Origin of the sequence: Photobacterium sp. Hal280 (genome assembly GCF_037162255.1) — a bacterium.
GTDB lineage: Bacteria > Pseudomonadota > Gammaproteobacteria > Enterobacterales > Vibrionaceae > Photobacterium.
This window is the reverse complement of the sequence record NZ_JARLUO010000005.1, coordinates 2,721,747-2,740,473: the sequence shown is the minus strand read 5'-3', so window position 1 is coordinate 2,740,473 and position 18,727 is coordinate 2,721,747. Positions and strand designations below refer to the sequence as shown.

Annotated in this window: 17 protein-coding genes and 1 pseudogene; 11 read left to right on the top strand and 7 right to left on the bottom strand. The window is 52.4% G+C overall.

Going from position 1 to position 18,727, the window contains the following annotated elements; translation table 11 throughout:
* Window positions 1–67 precede the first annotated feature (67 nt).
* From P4S53_RS21810 to P4S53_RS21800, 3 genes are all read left to right on the top strand, one after another.
* The gene (locus P4S53_RS21810) at window positions 68–703 is read left to right on the top strand and encodes a MarC family protein (RefSeq protein WP_337114349.1); all 636 of its coding nucleotides are present in this window, start codon (window positions 68–70) and stop codon (window positions 701–703) included.
* A 286-nt stretch (window positions 704–989) separates the two neighbouring features.
* Window positions 990–1,436 carry an Hsp20/alpha crystallin family protein gene (locus P4S53_RS21805; protein ID WP_337114348.1) on the top strand — a complete coding sequence of 149 codons (447 nt, stop codon included), beginning with the start codon at window positions 990–992 and terminating at the stop codon, window positions 1,434–1,436.
* Window positions 1,437–1,533: 97 nt separating this feature from the next.
* Window positions 1,534–1,971, top strand: a complete 438-nt coding sequence (locus P4S53_RS21800) for a c-type cytochrome (RefSeq protein ID WP_337114347.1) — start codon at window positions 1,534–1,536, stop codon at window positions 1,969–1,971.
* A gap of 29 nt (window positions 1,972–2,000) precedes the next feature.
* On the opposite strand, the gene P4S53_RS21795 is transcribed toward P4S53_RS21800, so the two are convergent.
* Window positions 2,001–3,203 carry a hypothetical protein gene (locus tag P4S53_RS21795; RefSeq protein WP_337114346.1) on the bottom strand — a complete coding sequence of 401 codons (1,203 nt, stop codon included), beginning with the start codon at window positions 3,201–3,203 and terminating at the stop codon, window positions 2,001–2,003.
* 290 nt (window positions 3,204–3,493) lie between these two features.
* Here P4S53_RS21795 and P4S53_RS21790 point away from each other — a divergent pair, with 290 nt between their 5' ends.
* The 3 genes from P4S53_RS21790 (at window position 3,494) to P4S53_RS21780 (ending at window position 5,668) form a co-directional block, all read left to right on the top strand.
* Complete coding sequence (locus tag P4S53_RS21790; RefSeq protein WP_337114554.1) at window positions 3,494–4,369, top strand: mechanosensitive ion channel family protein; 876 nt, start codon at window positions 3,494–3,496, stop codon at window positions 4,367–4,369.
* 324 nt (window positions 4,370–4,693) lie between these two features.
* The gene (locus tag P4S53_RS21785) at window positions 4,694–5,236 is read left to right on the top strand and encodes a GNAT family N-acetyltransferase (RefSeq protein ID WP_337114345.1); all 543 of its coding nucleotides are present in this window, start codon (window positions 4,694–4,696) and stop codon (window positions 5,234–5,236) included.
* 24 nt (window positions 5,237–5,260) lie between these two features.
* Window positions 5,261–5,668, top strand: a complete 408-nt coding sequence (locus P4S53_RS21780) for a GFA family protein (protein ID WP_337114553.1) — start codon at window positions 5,261–5,263, stop codon at window positions 5,666–5,668.
* Window positions 5,669–5,929: 261 nt separating this feature from the next.
* Here the strand turns inward: P4S53_RS21780 and P4S53_RS21775 are convergent, their stop codons facing one another.
* The 5 genes from P4S53_RS21775 to P4S53_RS21755 form a co-directional block, all read right to left on the bottom strand.
* Window positions 5,930–7,897 (bottom strand): cyanophycinase, encoded by a 1,968-nt coding sequence (locus P4S53_RS21775; protein WP_337114344.1) that lies wholly within the window; start codon window positions 7,895–7,897, stop codon window positions 5,930–5,932.
* Window positions 7,898–8,015: 118 nt separating this feature from the next.
* The gene (locus P4S53_RS21770; protein WP_337114343.1) at window positions 8,016–9,491 is read right to left on the bottom strand and encodes a YfcC family protein; all 1,476 of its coding nucleotides are present in this window, start codon (window positions 9,489–9,491) and stop codon (window positions 8,016–8,018) included.
* 33 nt (window positions 9,492–9,524) lie between these two features.
* The gene (gene iadA / locus P4S53_RS21765) at window positions 9,525–10,658 is read right to left on the bottom strand and encodes a beta-aspartyl-peptidase (protein ID WP_337114342.1); all 1,134 of its coding nucleotides are present in this window, start codon (window positions 10,656–10,658) and stop codon (window positions 9,525–9,527) included.
* 137 nt (window positions 10,659–10,795) lie between these two features.
* Window positions 10,796–10,930, bottom strand: a complete 135-nt coding sequence (locus tag P4S53_RS21760) for a hypothetical protein (RefSeq protein ID WP_276131394.1) — start codon at window positions 10,928–10,930, stop codon at window positions 10,796–10,798.
* Between the two features lie 264 nt (window positions 10,931–11,194).
* Window positions 11,195–13,411 (bottom strand): methyl-accepting chemotaxis protein, encoded by a 2,217-nt coding sequence (locus P4S53_RS21755; RefSeq protein ID WP_337114341.1) that lies wholly within the window; start codon window positions 13,409–13,411, stop codon window positions 11,195–11,197.
* A gap of 291 nt (window positions 13,412–13,702) precedes the next feature.
* Here P4S53_RS21755 and P4S53_RS21750 point away from each other — a divergent pair, with 291 nt between their 5' ends.
* Window positions 13,703–13,882, top strand: coding sequence for a hypothetical protein (locus P4S53_RS21750; RefSeq protein WP_192015495.1), 180 nt, complete (start codon window positions 13,703–13,705; stop codon window positions 13,880–13,882).
* 43 nt (window positions 13,883–13,925) lie between these two features.
* On the opposite strand, the gene P4S53_RS21745 is transcribed toward P4S53_RS21750, so the two are convergent.
* A complete protein-coding gene (locus P4S53_RS21745) occupies window positions 13,926–14,837 on the bottom strand; it encodes a D-alanine--D-alanine ligase (protein WP_337114339.1) in 912 nt (303 codons plus the stop codon).
* Between the two features lie 322 nt (window positions 14,838–15,159).
* Between P4S53_RS21745 and P4S53_RS21740 the strand changes: the two genes are divergently transcribed.
* The 4 genes and pseudogenes from P4S53_RS21740 (at window position 15,160) to P4S53_RS21725 (ending at window position 18,693) form a co-directional block, all read left to right on the top strand.
* Window positions 15,160–16,176 (top strand): TRAP transporter substrate-binding protein, encoded by a 1,017-nt coding sequence (locus P4S53_RS21740; RefSeq protein WP_337114338.1) that lies wholly within the window; start codon window positions 15,160–15,162, stop codon window positions 16,174–16,176.
* Window positions 16,177–16,272: 96 nt separating this feature from the next.
* A complete protein-coding gene (locus P4S53_RS21735) occupies window positions 16,273–16,824 on the top strand; it encodes a TRAP transporter small permease subunit (protein WP_337114337.1) in 552 nt (183 codons plus the stop codon).
* Window positions 16,817–18,139 carry a TRAP transporter large permease gene (locus tag P4S53_RS21730; RefSeq protein ID WP_337114336.1) on the top strand — a complete coding sequence of 441 codons (1,323 nt, stop codon included), beginning with the start codon at window positions 16,817–16,819 and terminating at the stop codon, window positions 18,137–18,139. The genes P4S53_RS21735 and P4S53_RS21730 overlap by 8 nt, the downstream gene beginning before the upstream one ends.
* 60 nt (window positions 18,140–18,199) lie before the next feature.
* Window positions 18,200–18,693 (top strand): annotated as a pseudogene (locus tag P4S53_RS21725) (gluconokinase).
* Window positions 18,694–18,727 lie beyond the last annotated feature (34 nt).

Sequence of the window (18,727 nt, the reverse complement as noted above, 5' to 3'; positions counted from 1 at the left end):
CAATGATCAGTGAACGTCAGGATAAAAAATGACATGGGTTTCTGCACGCTGAAGACAAGGAAGCGATATGATCGATCTGGTGACTTTGGGGGTAACTGTGTTCATGGGCTTTTTTGCCATCATGAACCCGATTGCCAATACGGCGGTATTTACCGGGCTGACCGCCAGCCAATCCCCGCATGAAAAGAAGCAAACGGCCATCAAGGCGCTGACCGCTGCGTTTTTCATTGTTGCGGCGTTCAGTCTGCTCGGAAAAGGGATATTCCAGCTGTTCGGGATCACTTTACCGGCGCTGAGAATGGCCGGGGGAATATTAGTCTTTATGGTGGGTTATCACATGCTGCAGGGAAGCAGTTCTTCCTTGCAGACACAGAGCCCCAGCAAGGCGGCTGAGGACGTCTCTATTTCGCCGCTGGCGATCCCGATTCTGGCGGGGCCGGGCACCATAGCAACCGCCATGAACTACTCAGCCGCAGAAAGCCTGCTGCATATTCTGATCACGATTTCTGCGTTCGGGGTGCTGTGCCTGATTACCTTGCTGTGCTTTTTGTATGCCCCAAAGCTGGTGGCATTTCTGGGGAAAGACGGCGTGAATGTGATCACCCGAATCATGGGGTTACTCCTAACGGTCATTGCGATGCAGATGCTGATTCAGGGGGTGCATGATGCGATGCATCTGTTTACGCCTGCGGGCGGGCCGTGAACTTCAAAAATCATGAACACTGAGAAAAGATAATGAGCGACAGATCTGAGCATGCGTTGTATTGAAATTGGGATTGTGTGAAAGGCAATGACATTCTTTCGTCTGTTACGAATAAAAACCCCTGTGTTTTATTTTTTTATTTATTTGATTTTATTTAGTTTTATATTTTTATCGCCTGAGTTTGATTTACATCAAGTCTGATGCCTGACGCATTTCCTCCCTCTTATTATACTTATACCTGATCAAATCGTCGGGGGTGAATCTTCTGTGTGGAAGGAGGTTGAAAATGCGTACTGACGTTAAAAAAAGTGGTTTCCCTTCACTGCTGGACAATGATTTTGACAACTTGTTTCAAGGCTTCTTCCGGCCGGTGCTCGGCGGTGATTTTTTGAATCAAGCCAGTCAATTGCCTGCGGTGGATATTCATGAAACCCAAGACAATTATGTTCTGACTGCAGAGCTGCCTGGATTCAGTAAAGAGGATATTCAGGTATCGTTCCACAACGGTAAATTAACCATTGCCGCTGAACATAAGGAAGAAACCGAGAAAAAACAGGAAGGACAAGCTGTTTTGACAGAACGGCGCTACAACAGCTATTCGCGCACTTTCCAGTTCGGATCGAATATTGCTGAGCACGACATCGATGCGGCCTATCAGGATGGTGTATTGCGTCTGGTGATGCCAAAAACAGCGATAAGTGAGCCTGAAGTCCGGAAAATTGAAGTCCGTTAAACTTAGGGCGATATCATAAACATCAGGTGCGGGCAGCAATGCCGGCACCTGCTTCCAGTCAGACAGGGCGTTTGCCCTGATATCGGAGGTCTGGAAAATGAAAACTTTTGTTCTCACCGCGTTATTTGTGACGATTGCAGGGCTGTCGGGATGTGACAGATCCAGTCAGGGCTTTAGCTTACCCCAGGGCAATGCTGAGCTGGGCGAACAGGTTTTTGTGAAGTACCAATGTCTCAGCTGTCATACGATGGCCGGTTATGAAACAGATACGGAGAACCTGCCCGGTTCGATGGAAACGCCGGTAGCGCTTGGTGGACAGGTGAGCCGCATCCGGACTTATCCTGAGTTGGTGACTTCGGTGATTAACCCTTCGCACAGACTCGCCGAAGGTTATGAGGCAGAGAGTGACCAGTCTGTGATGCCGAGTTTTAACGATGTGATGACGGTGACTGAGCTGGTGAATCTGGTGTATTTTCTGGAAGACCATTATGAGTTAGAACCCTATCCGCGTACAGACTATGTCAGCCCTCACTGAGTGTGTGTCTGCGTGGCTCACTGCTATTGCTACAGCGATTCGGCTGGAATAGCAAAAAGCACCACCAGCGCCAGAATGATGACCAGCAGAGTGAAAGCACACCTGAGCCATCTGCGCTTTGTGGTTGCCTGAATTTCCCCTGCCAGTAACCAGGCAGTCATGCATTGGGTGAGGTAGAAGAGCGCGAAGGCTTGCGAGGCGAGCGTGATGATTGAAAACAGGTTGGTACTCCAGATCAGGACAATGGCAAGACAGACGGCAACCGTGTAGCCTGTGCGCTCGCTGTGCTTTTTCTTGATCGCCTCATGAAATAACCCGCCAAAGCCTGCTGTGTCTGCAACGGCAGCACTGAACTGGCTCATCACGGCAGCCACAGTCAACAAAATGGGCAGCAATAAGCTTACCTGCTGGCTCATGGTGATAATGGCTGTTTCTGACGGTGAACTGTTGCTGATTGGAAGCAGAGAATGCGCCAGAGTGACAAAAACAAGGTATATCAAAGCGGATAACCACTGGGCATATTTCATTGTTTGGATGCGGTGTCTGGCTGAGTACGCACTGCCAAGGTAACGTGAGGTTTCAAATCCTTGAACCACCAGGAGCATGCCTGCGAGCAAACGCAATGCGTGGATAGGATCGCTGACGGGGGCCGAGGGAATAAATAATGACTCGGCAGGCGTTTGGAACTGATAGGCCGTCAGGCCAACCAGCAGGGCTGCGATGATACTGAGTTTGATGCTGACCGCAAATTCTTCAGCGACTTCCATGCCACTCAAGCCCCGGAAGACACCAGTGATAGCGATGCACAACAGGCAAACTGTTGCGATTGAGTTGGCGATGGCTATATGGGTGCTCATGTTGAATGCATGCAGCACGAAAGAGGCAAGTAACCTGATGTAAAAAGCGATAGAAATCAGGTAGGCAATGGAAAGTGTGAATTTGCTGGTATGTTCTATGACTTTTAATAGCGGCGCTGCCGGGTTGGCGTCTTTATCCAGCTGAGCAATGTTGAACCGAATGACCCAACCAATGCAATAAGCCAGCAAGACAATCAGTAGCATTGCAATTGTGCTCCAGGAGCCGACGGCATAGCCGAGTAGTGGTGCAATCACCAGAAAGCCGCTGCCTATGATTGAGGCAAGTGGTGTCAGTGTGGCCCGCCAGATTTTGTTCTTTCGCATGCCCGGCAGTAGCAGTCCTGAGAGTACCATGGCCATGGTCAGCAGTAGCACGGCGTTCAGTAAAATACATCCCCCTTGATTTAAAGGTGTCTCTCCTTAAAAGGCAGAATTTTTAAGATCTTATGGTATTCAGTATAGGGTGCGAACAGGTGTCGCAAAGGTAAATTCAGGAAATTGTTAGGGGCAGATCATTGGTCAAGCGTAATCCGCTTTACAAGCCAAGGCGCAATGGGCGAGACTTCACCTGATATTATTATGGTCAATATTGTGTGCTGTCAGCTGCTGTGCGTGACACGACAATCGACTAAACAGGTTGAATGCTAATTATGTGGATCCCCTTACTGGACAATCTAGAACAAGTAGTAACCTACTTTTTAACACATAAGTTGTTGTTAAGTTTGTGTCTTATTCTGCTTGTGATCTTACTTCGCCGGATAACAATTACCCGGATTCGTGGTGAGGCCAATTTTCTCAGTGAAGATCAGCGAAAATGGATCTCGCGCACCAAAAATGGTGCCTTCACTTTATTGTTACTGACGCTTTTTCTGTTATGGGAATCGGAAATCAGCAAGTTTGCCCTGTCGCTGACCGCTATCGCGGTGGCCCTGGTGGTGGCATCGAAAGAGATCATTCTCTGTATGACCGGCTCTCTGCAGCGCGCCAGTTCCCGTTCGTTCCGCATCGGCGACTGGATTGAAGTGGGACCCGTCTGCGGCGAGGTGATCGAGCATAATCTGATGGCCTCTGTGATTCAGGAAATTGCCCTGCAGCAAGGCCAGTACCATTACACAGGGAAAACCATCACCTTGCCGAACAGTATGTTTTTCACCGTGGCGGTCAAGAACCTGAATTTCATGAAACGTTACGTTTATCATGGCTTTACTGTGACGATAAAAGAAACGGTGAACCTCTATCCTATGGTGCCTGTGCTGCTGGACAAGATTGACGAGCATATCGCCGACTTTATCGATATCGCCCGGCGTTATAACCATATGATAGAACGTCATGCCGGGGTCGATTTACCCGGTTCGGATCCGCATATTCATATCACGACCACAGCGACGGGCGAGCAGCAGGTGCACTTTAAGCTGTTTTGTCCGACGGTGCAGGCGGCTGAACTGGAGGCAAAAATCCGGGAAGACTTTATGACCCTGTACTGCGAACAATATTTGCCTGTTGCCGCCAAAACCGTTGAGCTGGAATACCAATCAGCCTGATCTGCATCGGATCATTTCCAATATGCACGCATAATATAAAAGCAGCGCCCTGAGGCGCTGCTTTGCTTTGGCACAAACTGATTTTTTTGAACACAACACAGTTCGGGTGGTGAATGATCACCGCGATCAGTAAAGCAAGTTGCAGGCCAGAATGTGCTCAGTTTCAAGTCTTTGAAAGTTAACGCAAGAAAAAGGCTCAACTCGGAGTTTCGCTCTGGCAATTGCATTTTGCAGTTGCTTCTTGCAACCCCACTCAGGATTTGCAATTTGAAAAGGCACAAGGCATTGTGCTACCGGATGTATAAGTATTGAAGGATGACATTGATGTTCAGTCAGACCGTTGATCAGGATATCGAACTGGTTCTGGTCCAGCCGTCTTTCGCAGCCCGTTATGTCGAGCTGGTGAATGCGCATTATGATTATTTGTCTCAGTGGCTGGCCTGGCCGCCACACTGTAATACCGAGGCGGATTTCACCGATTTTATCCGTCGCTCGTTGCATGATTACGCCGAGGGAAAATCCCTGGTGTGCAGTATTTTTTTCCAGGGACAACTGGTCGGCAACTGCAGCTTTAATACCATAGATAACAGCCTGAAAACGGTCGATATCGGATATTGGCTGGCGGCCGATTTTCAGGGACAGGGTATTATTACCCGGGTATGCCGTCATCTTTGCCGCCTGGCGTTTGACCATTTTGCGATGGAAAAAGTGGTCATTTCAGCCGCGGTTGACAATACGGCGAGCAGAGCGGTCGCAGAACGTCTGGGCATGACGCTGGAAGGGGTGATCACCCGTAGTGAGAATCTGAACGGTCGTACTCTTGACCATGCGATCTATGCCCTCCATCGTGATTCAGCACATTCATGATTGTAAGGAGAAATAATGAGTGAAGTGATTTACCCCATTTACGGCGCTTGCCAGTGTGGTGGCGTGACCTATACCTTGCTTGCCCCACCCAGCATGGTGGTTGCCTGCCATTGCAAAGAATGCCAGAAACTCTCGACCAGTGCGTTCAGTATTACCGCGATGGTAAACGCTCAGGATGTGGTGTTCGAGGGAGTCATGGCTGACTGGTCCCGACCTGCTGACAGCGGTAATACCAGCGCCGCGAAATTCTGCCCGACCTGCGGCAACCGTATCTACCACTTTAATCCCGAACAACCGGATGCCATTAAACTCAAACCCAGTAATCTGAGTGACACCCGCGTGATTCAGCCCACCGCGCATGTCTGGGTCAGTGAAAAGCAGGACTGGTTCTCCATTCCGGATGGCGTGAAGCAATTTGCCAGGCAGCCGTAAACTCTGACAATGCAGGCGGCCACACTAAAGGGCGCACTTAGCCTGAATAAATCGGGGCTAAGTGCGTTTTATATCGCTTTGGCGCGCTTTACCGGTCATGTGAAAGAGACGACTGAACAGTATCACGACCATCAGGGCATGTATGGCAAGCCTCCGCCGCAAGGCAATCAAAGACAGGGTTCGCCATAGCAAGCCAATGCTTGATTAGAGAGGTGAAAAAGGGGCTGCGAAAGCCCCTTTCGTGGATCTGTGTGAGCGGCATTACTGTGGTGTAATCGAGGTCATCACAGACTGGTAAGAGGCTTTGCCGTTATAAACGGCCCCCACCGTATTGCTGCTGCGCTCGAAATCCAGAATGAATTCAGGGTTGTATTCATAGCTGTAACCCACAGCAGATTTCACCTGATTCTGAATCATGTCATCCAGTAAAGTCCGGTAATGATCCTGATACAGGATGTCGTTATTTGAGATTGTCCGGTTCTTCTTGTAACCGGTATACAGGGCGGCATCCGGATTGAAACTGAGGGTGTAATTTTCAGTGGCCGGATACCAGATGAAGGTGTCACCGGCATTGAGATAGTGCGTGGTGATATCGCGGATCCAGAAAGGGGTTTCCTGTACCAGACTGGCGGTTGCGTTATCCGCAATATAAACCCCGTTCTGACCCACGACAGACATGGACACCGGTGCGTCCGGCGTTAAAGGCTGGCTGACGATGAGTGCGGTGGTTTCATCCACCCCAAAGCCAAAGCGGACGCCCTGTTGATGGGCCAGTTTGATCAGCCGGGTCTGACGTGCACGTTCGGAGAAGTGCGTATCCGCCACGCCCCAGTTGAAGACCCCCAGGCCGCCTTCGGTATTCATCAGATGGGCCGGATAGCCGGACGCCAGGACATCATAAGCTGTACCGCCATCAATCATCGGGTTGATGGCATCATTCGGCGTCAGCCTGCCGCCGCCCTGAACTGCCGCACCGGCACTGGTTCCGCCGATCACCAGTGCTCCCTGCTCGAACCGGCTTCGGATGGCAACCATTTCCGGGCTGTCTGCGCCGTTGCTGATCAGGCTTTCCAGCGTGCGTAACTGACTACCACCATTGATAAATAAACCATCGGCAGACTGGATCATCGACAGCACGGTTTCCGGATTGTCACAGGCGGCCTGCGCCTGGCTGGCATAGTCGGCAAAATAGATATCCTGGTGCGGTTTTCCGGCCAGCACATCGTGTGTGAGCTGCAGATCGTCACACTGGTTTTGATCGACACTCTGGCGGTAGGCCCGATCGACCGGGAACCAGGTGACGGTCGCCCCCGCCTGTTCAAATAACTGAACATAATAATCTGCAACGTCATAGTGATTATTGGAAGAGGAAGTCATCACCAGGATGTGGGGCTGGCCATTTTCACCAGAAGCTGCTTTTGCCATCTCGACAAACGTGTTATAGGCCGTGACAGAGTCGCTGCTCAGGGAATCATTCAGGGCCACATATTCAACCGGACGAGTGTATTGAGGCACATTACGATACAGGCGTAGTACCCTGAACTGGTCTTCAATGCTGAGGTTATTGTAGGTGCTGCCAATGGCGGTAATGAAATCGATATAGGTCAAGCTGGTATTTTCCGGCAAGGTCGCGAGTGCATTGAGCAGTCCGGTCTTTCCGGAAAAGGCTTCTGCCGCCGCATAATCACGGCTGGCCGTCCGGGTATAAGTGATCAGCCCGTCATCCTTTTTCAGGTAGGCCAGGGCATCCCATTGATCTGAACTGGCGTCGTACCACAGATATTCACCGTCGATCGGGGTGCCATTGACGGTGACATTGATGTCAGAAGCCGTCAGTGCCAGCATGGCGGTTTTAAAGTCATCCCAGGACGGAATCGGCTGGCTGTTGTACTGCTGCTGGAGGGCATGCAGGGCGTTTGAAATCGCCTGCTGCATTTGAGGATCCGCTGCCCAGGGCGCGGCATTGATCACGCGGTCAATGTAAGCGTCGGATGTGGCGACCGGTTCTTCTGTTGGGGTACGGATGTCAGCATCGGTCAGGTTGGCCAGTGCAGATTGCCGGTAACTGTCCCAGTCAGCACATTCCCCCTGGGTCATTGACGAGCAAACCACTAAATGTCCGCCGCCCATAAAGAGCTGCTTTGCCGGGGACGATTCAGCCTGACAGCCAACGGAAAGTGTCAGTGCCATGCCGGCAGCCAGTGTCGGTATGTTGAAGCGCTTGTTCATTGTGTTGCCTCCATTGAGACCTCTCCGGTGATGCCGGAGGACAACGTCCGTATTGATTGAGTGTCGTAAGTTCAGGCTGCCAGCCCTTGTTGTTGGACGGGGCAGGCAGCCTGATAGGTTAAGCGGCGAAGTACAGCATGGCGCATGAACTGAGCAGGACAGCCCCGAGATAAGGCATGACCCATTTCAGGAAGCGGCCATAGGGAATATTGGCCATGGCCAGGCCGGCAACAACCGTTGCGGCTGTGGGTGCAAACAGATTGATCCAGCCGGAGCCGAGCTGATAAGCGGTGACGATCATGTCCCGGCTGACACCGGCAAAGTCACTCATGGGCCCCATCAGCGGCATAGAAACGGTTGCCAGGCCTGAGCTGGATGGAATGAAAAAGGCCAGAATAATGTGTGCCAGATAACTCACCACGGCAAATACGCCACTGTCTAAACCGACCACCAGGTGCTCAGCCCAGCTCAGAATGGTGTCCGTGATATTGGCGTTGTTCATGATGACATTGATGCCTTTGGCCACTGCAATCACCAGCGCCACACCGATCATGTCACGGCAGCCAGCAATGAAAGCACTCACGAATGTCGCTTCCGGCATGCGGTTGATCAGGCCAATGAGGATAGCTGCGGTCAGGTAGATAACCGAGATTTCTTTCAGCCACCAGTTCAGCGCCGGCACAAAGGTGACCCCGATATCTTCCCAGGGAATCACGCTGTAGATCATCAGCGCAAAGGCGCCGAAAAACACCGTCATGGTCAGTTTGTGGCGCGTGGTGAATGCCAGGGCGGCAGGCGCCTGAGAAAACTGATCATCAAAGTCGATATCGTGCAGCAGCGACGCTTTGGGATCGGCTTTGACTTTCGCGGCATAACGCATAATGAAAGCACTGGTGATCACATAGAGCACGACAAAGGTCAGCAGCCGGAACAAAATGCCGTCGCCTAACTGAATGTCAGCAAAGCGGGAGGCGACCCCGGTCGCAAACGGGTTCACCGTACTGGTTGCAACACCGATCCCGCTGCCGAGCAGGATGATGCCTGCGACGACCATGCGGTCGTAACCGGCAGCAATGAAAAAAGGCAGCAGGATAACCCACAAACTCACGGTTTCTTCGCTCATCCCATAAGTACTGCCGCCAACCGCGAGAATGAAAATCAGCAAAGGGATCAGCCAGTGTTCTTTGCCTGCAAATCGCTTGGACAAAGAAGCAATGCTGGCATCCATCGCGCCGGTTTTGATCGTGACATTCAAAAAGCCACCAATCATCAGAACAAACAGGATAATTGAGCTGGCATCGGCAAAGCCTGCCAGCGGTGCCGCCAGAATATCGGACAGCCCCTGTGGGTGACTTTCAAGTGCCGTAAAGGAACCGGGTACTGGCAGTAAACGTTCCCCGCCGCTGTAATCAGCAACGTCTGCCGCTTTCACCAGTGTGTTGGAATCACTGGTGATGTAGTCATATTTACCCGCCGGCAGCAGCCAGGTGAGCAGCGCGACGGCGATGGTGATAAAGAAGAGGAGCGTATAGACAGTCGGCATGTTCCATTTGCGCTTGCCAGCTCCGGTCGTTGATTGCATTTCCATATCCATAGTGATTTCCCTCATTTTGATTGGACATGACGATTAAATTCTTGGAACACCCTGGCTCCAGACTTGTTTGATGTGCATGTTGTCAGGCTGGATCAGCACCAGATCGGCATCGAAGCCCGGCTTGATGTATCCCTTGTTGTGCAACCCGAGCGCCTTGGCCGGGGTGGAAGTAATGCATTGAATGGCCAAATCAAACGGCACACCGTACCGGGTGACAGCGAGCTGAACGCCCTCATACAGTGAAGCGATCCGGCCGGTATCTACGCCTATGGTGTTGCCATCGGCATCGAATCTCGGCAGGCTGGCGTTGGCATCTGAGCTGAAACTGATCCGCTCAACCGGTACGCCGGCCTGTAATGCCTTGGCCAGAGCTTCGGAACAGAAAACTTCACCGTCATCCAGCAGGCCCTGATTGGTACTGGTGGTGATGTCGATATATCCGCCGGCTCTGGCATAGCGGATCCCGGCGGTAAACAGCGCCGGGTTACGGTTGATGTGGGTGGGCACAAACAGGGAGTAAGGCAGTTCGGTTTTCTCAATCAGATCCTCAAGCAGGGTTAACTGATCTGGGTGATCGCCAATGTGGCAGAACACCACGCCTTTTTTACCGGCCAGGTTGGCGCTGGTCCGTACCCGGCGGGCAATGGCGTAGAGATCATCAAACCGGATCACGGAACCCCGCAGATCGGACAGCGCCAGCTCGCCAATACCAATAATTTCCGGGATGTACAGCAGATCGGTTTCAACACTGCCGGTGAGTGTTGTGGGTGGCAGGTGGTAAGAACCTGTATAGAAGTAACTGTCGATCCCTTTTGCTGACAGTTCACGACATTTACCCAGCAAATTAGGTAAATTTCGCGTGATTGCATCTGTCCCTAACGCTGAAACGGCTGTGGTAACGCCGTTTTTGAGCATGTCATCGGCATGGATTTCCGGTGTGCGGTTGATAAAGCCGCCTTCGCCGCCGCCGCCGACTGAATGCACGAGTCCGTCGATGAACCCCGGGACAAGCCACATGCCCTGGCCGTCAATCACATCAGCCAGGTCTGGGGGAATGGCAGGTAAAGTCTTGGAAACCGAATGGATACGGTTGCCACAAATCACAAGGTGGCAAATACCCTGATCTTCAGGCGCAAACAGCCTGACATTTTGAATCATACGTAACATAAAACACCACGAACTGAATGGAGTAAGTTCAGGTTCAGGCGTGCGGAAGCACATCGACAATCCGATGAAATCAGATCACCTTGCTGTGCCTGAAGCAGGCCGGAAACTGAATGAAAAAATTCAGAAGCGTGGGGGTTTTATTCGTTACACCATTCGCTCAGCGCAGTACGGCTGAGTTTGTAGTAGCTGAACAGAAGGGTAGGCGCATGAGCAGAAGCCGTGTTCAGAACACAAGGGGCAGCGTCGAATTGTTGATCTATTTGCCAAGCCATTTGCTGTCTCTGAAGGATACACGGTTGAATTTATCGTAATGCGGTATTCAGATAGTGCAAGCCATAAGTTGATTGAAGCTGAGAAGCGATCTTAATTTAAAATCAATGAAAGTGACTTAATATTCGATTTCGGAGGGGTTTTTTATCTTTTTTAGGTTGAATAAGCAAAATGACGAATGTGATAGTTTTGTTAATTAATTTGAGTGCTCTCACACTTGGTAGGGTGTGAGAGCATCAGGATCGGTATGACAGCGGTGGCTGTGCTTACACTTTGAAGTGGCCTGCCATTTTTTCCAGCTGGGCAGAGAGGGCGGACAGTTCTTCGCTGCTGGCTGATATCTGTTCAACTGCACTGCTGGTGTCGCGCGACATCATATAAATGTTGTTGATATTATTGCTGATTTCTTCTGACACAGCGGATTGCTGCTCAGATGCTGCCGCGATCTGCGAGGTCATATCAGCGATATGTTCCACCGATTGCACCACTTGCTGAAGGCGCTGAGTGGCGTGGGTGGCCTGTTCGGAGACGCGGTAGGTGTGATCAATGCTGCGGGTCATCACATCGCTGACGTCACGGCCGTGGTTGAGCAGGGTTTCCAGCATGCTGGCGGTGTCGCTGGTGGCATCCTGAGTGTGTTGCGCCAGATGCCGCACTTCTTCGGCGACAACGGCGAAACCGCGCCCGTGCTCACCGGCCCGGGCGGCTTCTATCGCGGCATTGAGCGCAAGCAGGTTGGTCTGTTCAGCAATGTTGCGTATGGTGTCCAGCACCTTGGTGATCTCATCGGAACTTTGGCGCAGCAGGCCCAGCTTCTCATTGGCTTCCTGCATGTCGTTTGACATGTCACTCAGCCTTTCCGTACTTTGCATCAGCAAGCCAGCACAGTCCGTCACTTGGGTGTTGGCCTCGTTGCTGACCGTGGCAACTGTTGCGATATTACCTGAGATGTCTTTGGCAGTGGCGCTCATTTGATCAATAGCTACCGTCAGTTGTGTGGTCTCCTGCTCCTGCCGCGAGACAGTTTCTGCCGTCTGCACCGCACTGGCGGCTAATGCCTCCGCTTCACTGCGCTGCTGACCGGCTGCGATTTTCAGTTGATGGATGATCTCGCTCAGCTTACCGGACATGGTTTTCATCGAGGCATACACCCCGGTCGCCGGTTTATCGTCATTCATGTCCAAACGCAAATTGCCGTCGGCAATGGCACTGGCAATGTGTTCCATGTGCTCAGGCTCTCCGCCTATCGGTCTGGTAATGCTGCGGCTGATCAGCAGGGCGGCAGGAATGATCAGTGCCAGCATAGCCAGAATGACGAAAAAACCGCTGATGTTGAGCTGGCTGATGGCGGCCAGCGCTTCAGCCTGGTCGATCTCTGCAACGATAACCCAGCGAATGGCCCCGAGCTGAACCGGCGCAAACGCGGATAGCACGGCGTTGCCTTTATAATCGCTGATGGCATCAATATTGGTTTCACCCGCCAGTGCGCGGCGCACGGCTTCGGTATCAATACTGCCTTTGTCAGGATGCAGGAAAGAAGCATGTACTGAGTGGTTCACAGGATCGATATAGGAGTTGGAACGCATCAGCTTGTCAGGCCCGACAAGGTAAGTTTCCCCGCTGTCACCCAGTCCGGCCCGCACGCCCATGATGGCCGTCAGGCGATCGATCGGAAACTGAATGACCAGCACGCCAGACAGACTTGAGCCCTGATAAACCGGGGCCGCGATGAAACCGGCCGGAGCATGGTAAGAGGGCAGATAGAGACTGAAATCAATCAGCGCGGTCTGGCCTTTCTCCAGTGCCATCCCAGCCTGGAAGGCATGGCTGAGCAAACTGTCACTGAAAGGGCCGTGATTCAGTGAGGTCGCAAAATCCACTTCCTTGTAGACGCTGTACACCACCTGTGTCGTTTGTGCATCGATCAGAAAGAGATCGTAATAGCCTGAGGTTTCAATCAGCTCCCGAAAGAATGGGTGATAGGCAGCATGGGCCTGATCGTAGGCTGAATCACCGCTTTGATCGAGCCGTTGCTTCTCACCTAAAGGATAGGGACTGTTCGCCAGATAGCTGGCTTGCAGCGAAACAGCGGCAGGAGAAAGCTGGCGAAATAACGTGTCTGCCGATACCTGAAGATCCGGCGCGTTCGCCTTCAGCTTGGGGATGAATTGCTCGGCGTAAAACTGTTTGACCTGATGACGCGCAGTTTCATCGACCGGCGGCAATGCTGCGATTCCCTGGCGTAAAGCGTCCAGGGCCTGTGCCGTGAACGGGTTGTTGGCTTCAAGTGTAATTTGCTGATTGAGTGCGGAAAAGTAACGCTCTACCGCGTCCAGTTTTACTTCCCGTAATGATTCCAGCTGGTTATAGGCCTGCAGTTTTAGCGAGTCTCCGGCCTGATAGGTGGCAATGATCATCATAGCCAGTGCCGGAACCAGTCCTGACAGGAGCAAAGCGGTGAGTATTTTTTGCTGCAGTTTCATGGTTTGCCTCGTAGAAGCGACGCTGCTGTAATTCGAAATTAGTTCACGTTTTGTACGACGACGTCAGTTAAATGCGAGCAAGCGTGCGTTTTGTGATGTGAATCAAGTGTAATAATGTGAGTGTTGAATAAGCGCATTCAGGGCAAGGGCACGGATGGATAATCAGGACAATCGTCCCAAAAATAAATGAATCAGTGGTCAGTCTGGAGGCGGGCAGGCAATTCTTTTTCTGATCGCTAAGATTCCGTCGCCCTAACTAGCAGTAATGAACTTAGTCAGGAGAGTGTTTTGATGGCAAAAGTGACAACGCTGAGTGCAGAAGAGAAGCAAAATCTGGTGAATGAACTGAAACAGCTCATTGCCCTGCGCATGGGAAAATCGGTCAGTGTGACGCATCAGTTCAATGATGAACAGGGCTTAGTCGTAGCCTTTGCTGTTGAAGGACAACGCTGTATGGAAGTGGCCTTTTAGCCACCAGTTGCCCGCGCTGCGCCAGCGACGGGCCGCTGATAGATTACACCGGATCAAACGTGGCCAGCGCCAGAATCTGCTCGATCGTGCGGGGAAAGTCGAGACCGATTTCGCGGCTGGCCATCGGAAAGACGCTGCGCTGGGTCATCCCAGGTGAGGTATTCATTTCAATGGGGTAGAGCTTGCCGTCGTCGCCGAGAATCACATCCAGCCGGGCCCAGCCGCGGCAGCCTAATGCCTGAAAGGCGGACAGTGAAAGTTGCTGAATCGCCCGTTCGGTGTCGGTGTTCAGATCGCTGGGGCAATGATAGGTCGCAGTCTGGGCGCCGAACTTGGCTGTCCAGTCAAAGAAAGTCTCAGAGCGAATCTGCACCACGGGCAGTGCGGTGTCACCCAGAATGCCGCAGGTATATTCCCGGCCGGAGATGAACGCCTCAAGCAGGATATCGTGGTCGTATTCAAAGGCCTGCATCACTGCGGCTTCCAGCTGGTCATAAGAGTCCACTTTCGATACCCCGATGCTGCAACCCTGAGAGCTGGGTTTGACGACCAAAGGGTAGCCCAGGGCATTGGCTGCCGACTGAATCTCTTGCAGCGATTGCTGGCGATGAACGGCGACCCACTTGGCATAGTGAAAGCCGTGCTGGGCCAATATCTGGCGTGTGCGCAGCTTATTGAGACACAGTGCCGAGGTGGCCAGGCCGCTGCCGGTATAAGGAATTTTCAGCCAGTCCAGCAACCCCTGAATATGGCCACTTTCTCCCAGGCTGCCATGCAGGGCAATAAAGACTTTGTCGACCGACTGTAATGCTTCCAGGGTGCCGTGCAGGCTGTCGGGATCAATCGCCATTACTTCATGTCCTAACTCACCAATGGCTTCGCAGACGGCCTGGCCAGAGCGCAGTGATACACTCCGCTCGCTCGACTCCCCACCCATTAATACACCGATACGCATAATCAACCCCTTCCATAAGTCCGTAAGCTCATATATTAACGAATTCAGCATGTGATACAAAACTATTGATTTACAAAACAATAATGAAATATGACCTTGGTTCGGTAAATTACAGTTCAATCATTTACTTACCTTAAGACAAAAAATCGTGACAGCGGATAAACGACATCAGATCGCATCAGGTGGCATTGTTGTGATGATCTTCAAAGACAGCCCTTCTTTTTCTCTGTTAGCATTTGTGCTCAAAGTTACCGGTAACATAACAACAAACAGCCGGTCATTAACGACAACGACGTGATGAATAACAATAGGACTGTACCTGATGAAAAAGCTCACCTGTACTCTGCTCGCTGCCTCACTGGCCGGCACCTTTACTGCTTCCGCACTGGCGGCTGACTACACCTTTAAATTCCAGTCGTCTGACCCGGCGGGCGATAAAAACTTTCAGGTTCAGCAAGCCTGGGCGGAGCGCGTTGAAAAAATGTCAGCCGGCCGTATCGACATTGACTTACTGCCTGTGGGCAGTGTGGTGAAACACACTGAAACTCTGAACGCGATCAAACTGGGGATCCTGGACGGCCACATCACAGCAACCAGCTATTTTTCCGGTAAAGATCCTGCGTTCGGCCTGATCGGTAACACAGTCGGCGCCTGGTCTGATACCACTCAGCTGCTGCAGTACGTCAATTACGGTGGCGGTTATCAGCTGATGACTGAACTGTATGCGCCTTATGGGGTGAAATTCATTGGCGGTTCAACGACTGGGGTGGAGTCTTTCGTCTCTAAAGTGCCGGTCAATGGCGTGGCCGATCTGAAAGGCCTGAAACTGCGTGCCCCGGAAGGGCTGGTGCAGCAGGTGTTTGCGGCCGCGGGCGCCTCGCCGGTCAACCTGCCGGGTTCTGAAGTCTTTACCGGTCTGAGCAAAGGCGTAATAGACGCTGCCGATTACACTGTCTTTTCCACCAACCAGAAAGCCGGTATGAACGATGTGGCCACACATCCGGTCCAGCCGGGTTTCCATTCTCTGCCGCTGATCGATATTTCGATGAGCCAGAAAAAGTGGGACAAGCTGCCAGCGGATCTGCAGGAAATCCTGACCACTTCGGTGCGTGACTTTGCCTATGACATGACCACGCAGCTTAAGATCGCCGATCAGCAGGCAGTGAAAGAAGCGCAGGCGAATCCGGACATCACCATTCACAACTGGTCGGACGAAGAGCGCAAGAAGTTCCGTGAAATCGCCCGCGAGCAATGGAAAGTCTTCGCCAAAAAGTCGCCAAATGCAGAGAAAGTCTACCAATCTGTGACGAAGTTCCTGGAAGACAACGCACTGCTGTAATCCTCAAACAGCTAGTCTGACACGCACCATGAATCCCCCTGTGAGAGGGCTGCCATCAGCCCTCTGTATCTGATGTAGCAAGAGTTGTGAACTGTCATGAATACCAATCCAACCCCCGCAGAACATGATGAGGACAAGCCGAAAAATGGCTTGGATGCGGCCATCGTCAAAATAGGCAATGCGCTGAGCCTGCTGTTTATTTTTACGGTGATCATTTCATTTTATGAAGTACTGATGCGCTATGTGTTTGATTCTCCGACGATCTGGGTGCATGAAACCGCGTCGTTTCTTGGCGGTTCTCTCTTTATTGTCGGTGGCCTGTATGCCATGGCGACCAACAAGCACGTGCGTGTGGTGCTGTTGTACGACATGGTGTCACCCCGCACGCGTCAGTACCTCAATGTGTTCCATCATCTGATGGGACTGCTGTTTTCCGTGCTGATGTCATGGGCCTCGTACACCATGGCCCGCGAAGCCTGGCTCACCCCTTGGGGCGAAATGCGTCTGGAAACCTCAGGCTCAGCCTGGAATCCTCCGTTTCCCGCTTTGCTCAAAGGGATCATTTTTATCTGCCTGTGTGTATTGTCTGTGCAGTTTTTGTTGCACCTGATCGCTGAAATCCGTGGACTGAGGAAGAAAGATGTTTGAGTTATCGTCAATGGGGATCGGCTACGGCAGCCTGCTGATGCTGGGGCTGATGATTGCCTTACTGCTGACCGGGATGCAACTGGCATTTGTCACCGGCCTGGTGGCACTGATCTTTACCCTGGGCTGGTTTGGTCCGGATGCCCTGCCGCTGGTCACCAGCCGGATGTATTCGTTTGTCGACGGCTATATTTTCCTCGCCGTGCCTATGTTCGTGCTGATGGCGGCGCTGCTGGATCGCTCCGGCATCGCCCGCGATCTGTTTGATGCCATGAAATCCGTCGGCCGCCGTGTCCGTGGCGGGGTTGCGGTGCAGACCTTGCTGGTGGCCGTGGTGCTGGCATCCATGTCGGGCGTGATCGGCGGCGAAACCGTGCTGCTGGGTATTCTGGCATTGCCGCAAATGCTGCGTCTGGGCTATGACCGCAAGCTGGCGATTGGCACCACCTGCGCCGGCGGCGCGCTGGGCACCATGCTGCCGCCGAGTATTGTGCTGATCATCTATGGTCTGACGGCCAGCGTGTCGATTGGCGATCTGTTCAAAGCGGCTTTCCTGCCCGCCCTGCTGCTGGCGCTGATGTACATCGGCTATGTTCTGATCCGCTGCAAGCTCAATCCGGCGCTGGCCCCTTTGCCAACCGAGGCAGAGCTGGCGGAAGATGCCGCCAGGGATATCAGTTATTTCAAAGCTTTATTTTTTCCGCTGCTGTCGGTCGGTGTCGTGCTCGGCAGTATTTACACCGGTGTGGCGTCAGTTACGGAAGCCTCTGCGCTGGGTGTGGTCGGCATTATGATCAGCGCTGTGATCCGGCGCGAAATGAGCTGGAACATGCTCAAAGACAGTGCCATTGCGACTATGCGTACCTGCGGCATGATCATGTGGATTGGCATCGGCGCCAGTGCGCTGGTCGGTGTATACAACCTGATGGGTGGCATTGATTTCGTTGAAGAAACCATTCTGGCCTTCAGTGGCGGCAGTCCGACCATGACCTTATTGATCATGATGGTGATCCTGCTGGTACTGGGGATGTTCCTGGACTGGGTCGGGGTTGCGCTGCTGACCATGCCTATCTTTGTGCCCATTATTACCGGGCTGGGCATGGATCCGATCTGGTTCGGCGTGGTGTTCTGCCTCAACATGCAGGTCTCTTTCCTGTCTCCGCCTTTTGGTCCGGCAGCTTTCTATCTCAAATCGGTGGCGCCAAAAGATATCAGTTTAGGCGAAATCTTCAGCGCTTTGCTGCCTTTTATCGGTCTTCAGCTGATTGCACTGACGCTGGTGATTGTTTTCCCGCAGCTTGCGCTGTGGTGGCGTTAAGACAATAACAAGAACAATAAGGAACTGCCCTGCGCTGTGAGCAGGGCTGGGATAATGGCGATGAAACCAAAAAAGATAATTGTAATGGGCGTATCAGGGTGCGGTAAAAGCCTGATCGGCAGCACGCTGGCGACGGCACTGGGGCTGAGTTTTTTGATGGTGATGATTTTCACTCGCCGGACAATGTCCGCAAGATGAGTGAGGGCGTACCGCTCAATGATGAAGACAGGGCTGAGTGGCTGGCGCGGCTCAATCAGTTGTTACGGGATGCCCCCGATGCGGTGCTGGCTTGCTCTGCGCTGAAACCTGAATACCGCCGCCAGTTGCGCGCCGGAATCGACGGGCTGGAAATGGTCTACCTTCAGGGGGATTTTGACACGATCTGGAACCGGCATCAGCAACGTGCGGATCACTATTTTAACGGCCGTGCCATGCTGGAAAGCCAGTTTGCGACTCTGGTCGAGCCTGAGCAGGATGAAGCACTGTTTATCGATATCCGCCAGTCTCAGCACGAGGTGCTGCAGGATATTCTCACCCGACTGTCACCGGCCTGAACAGGCAGGGCGATTTTGAGTCACTGATTGCAGG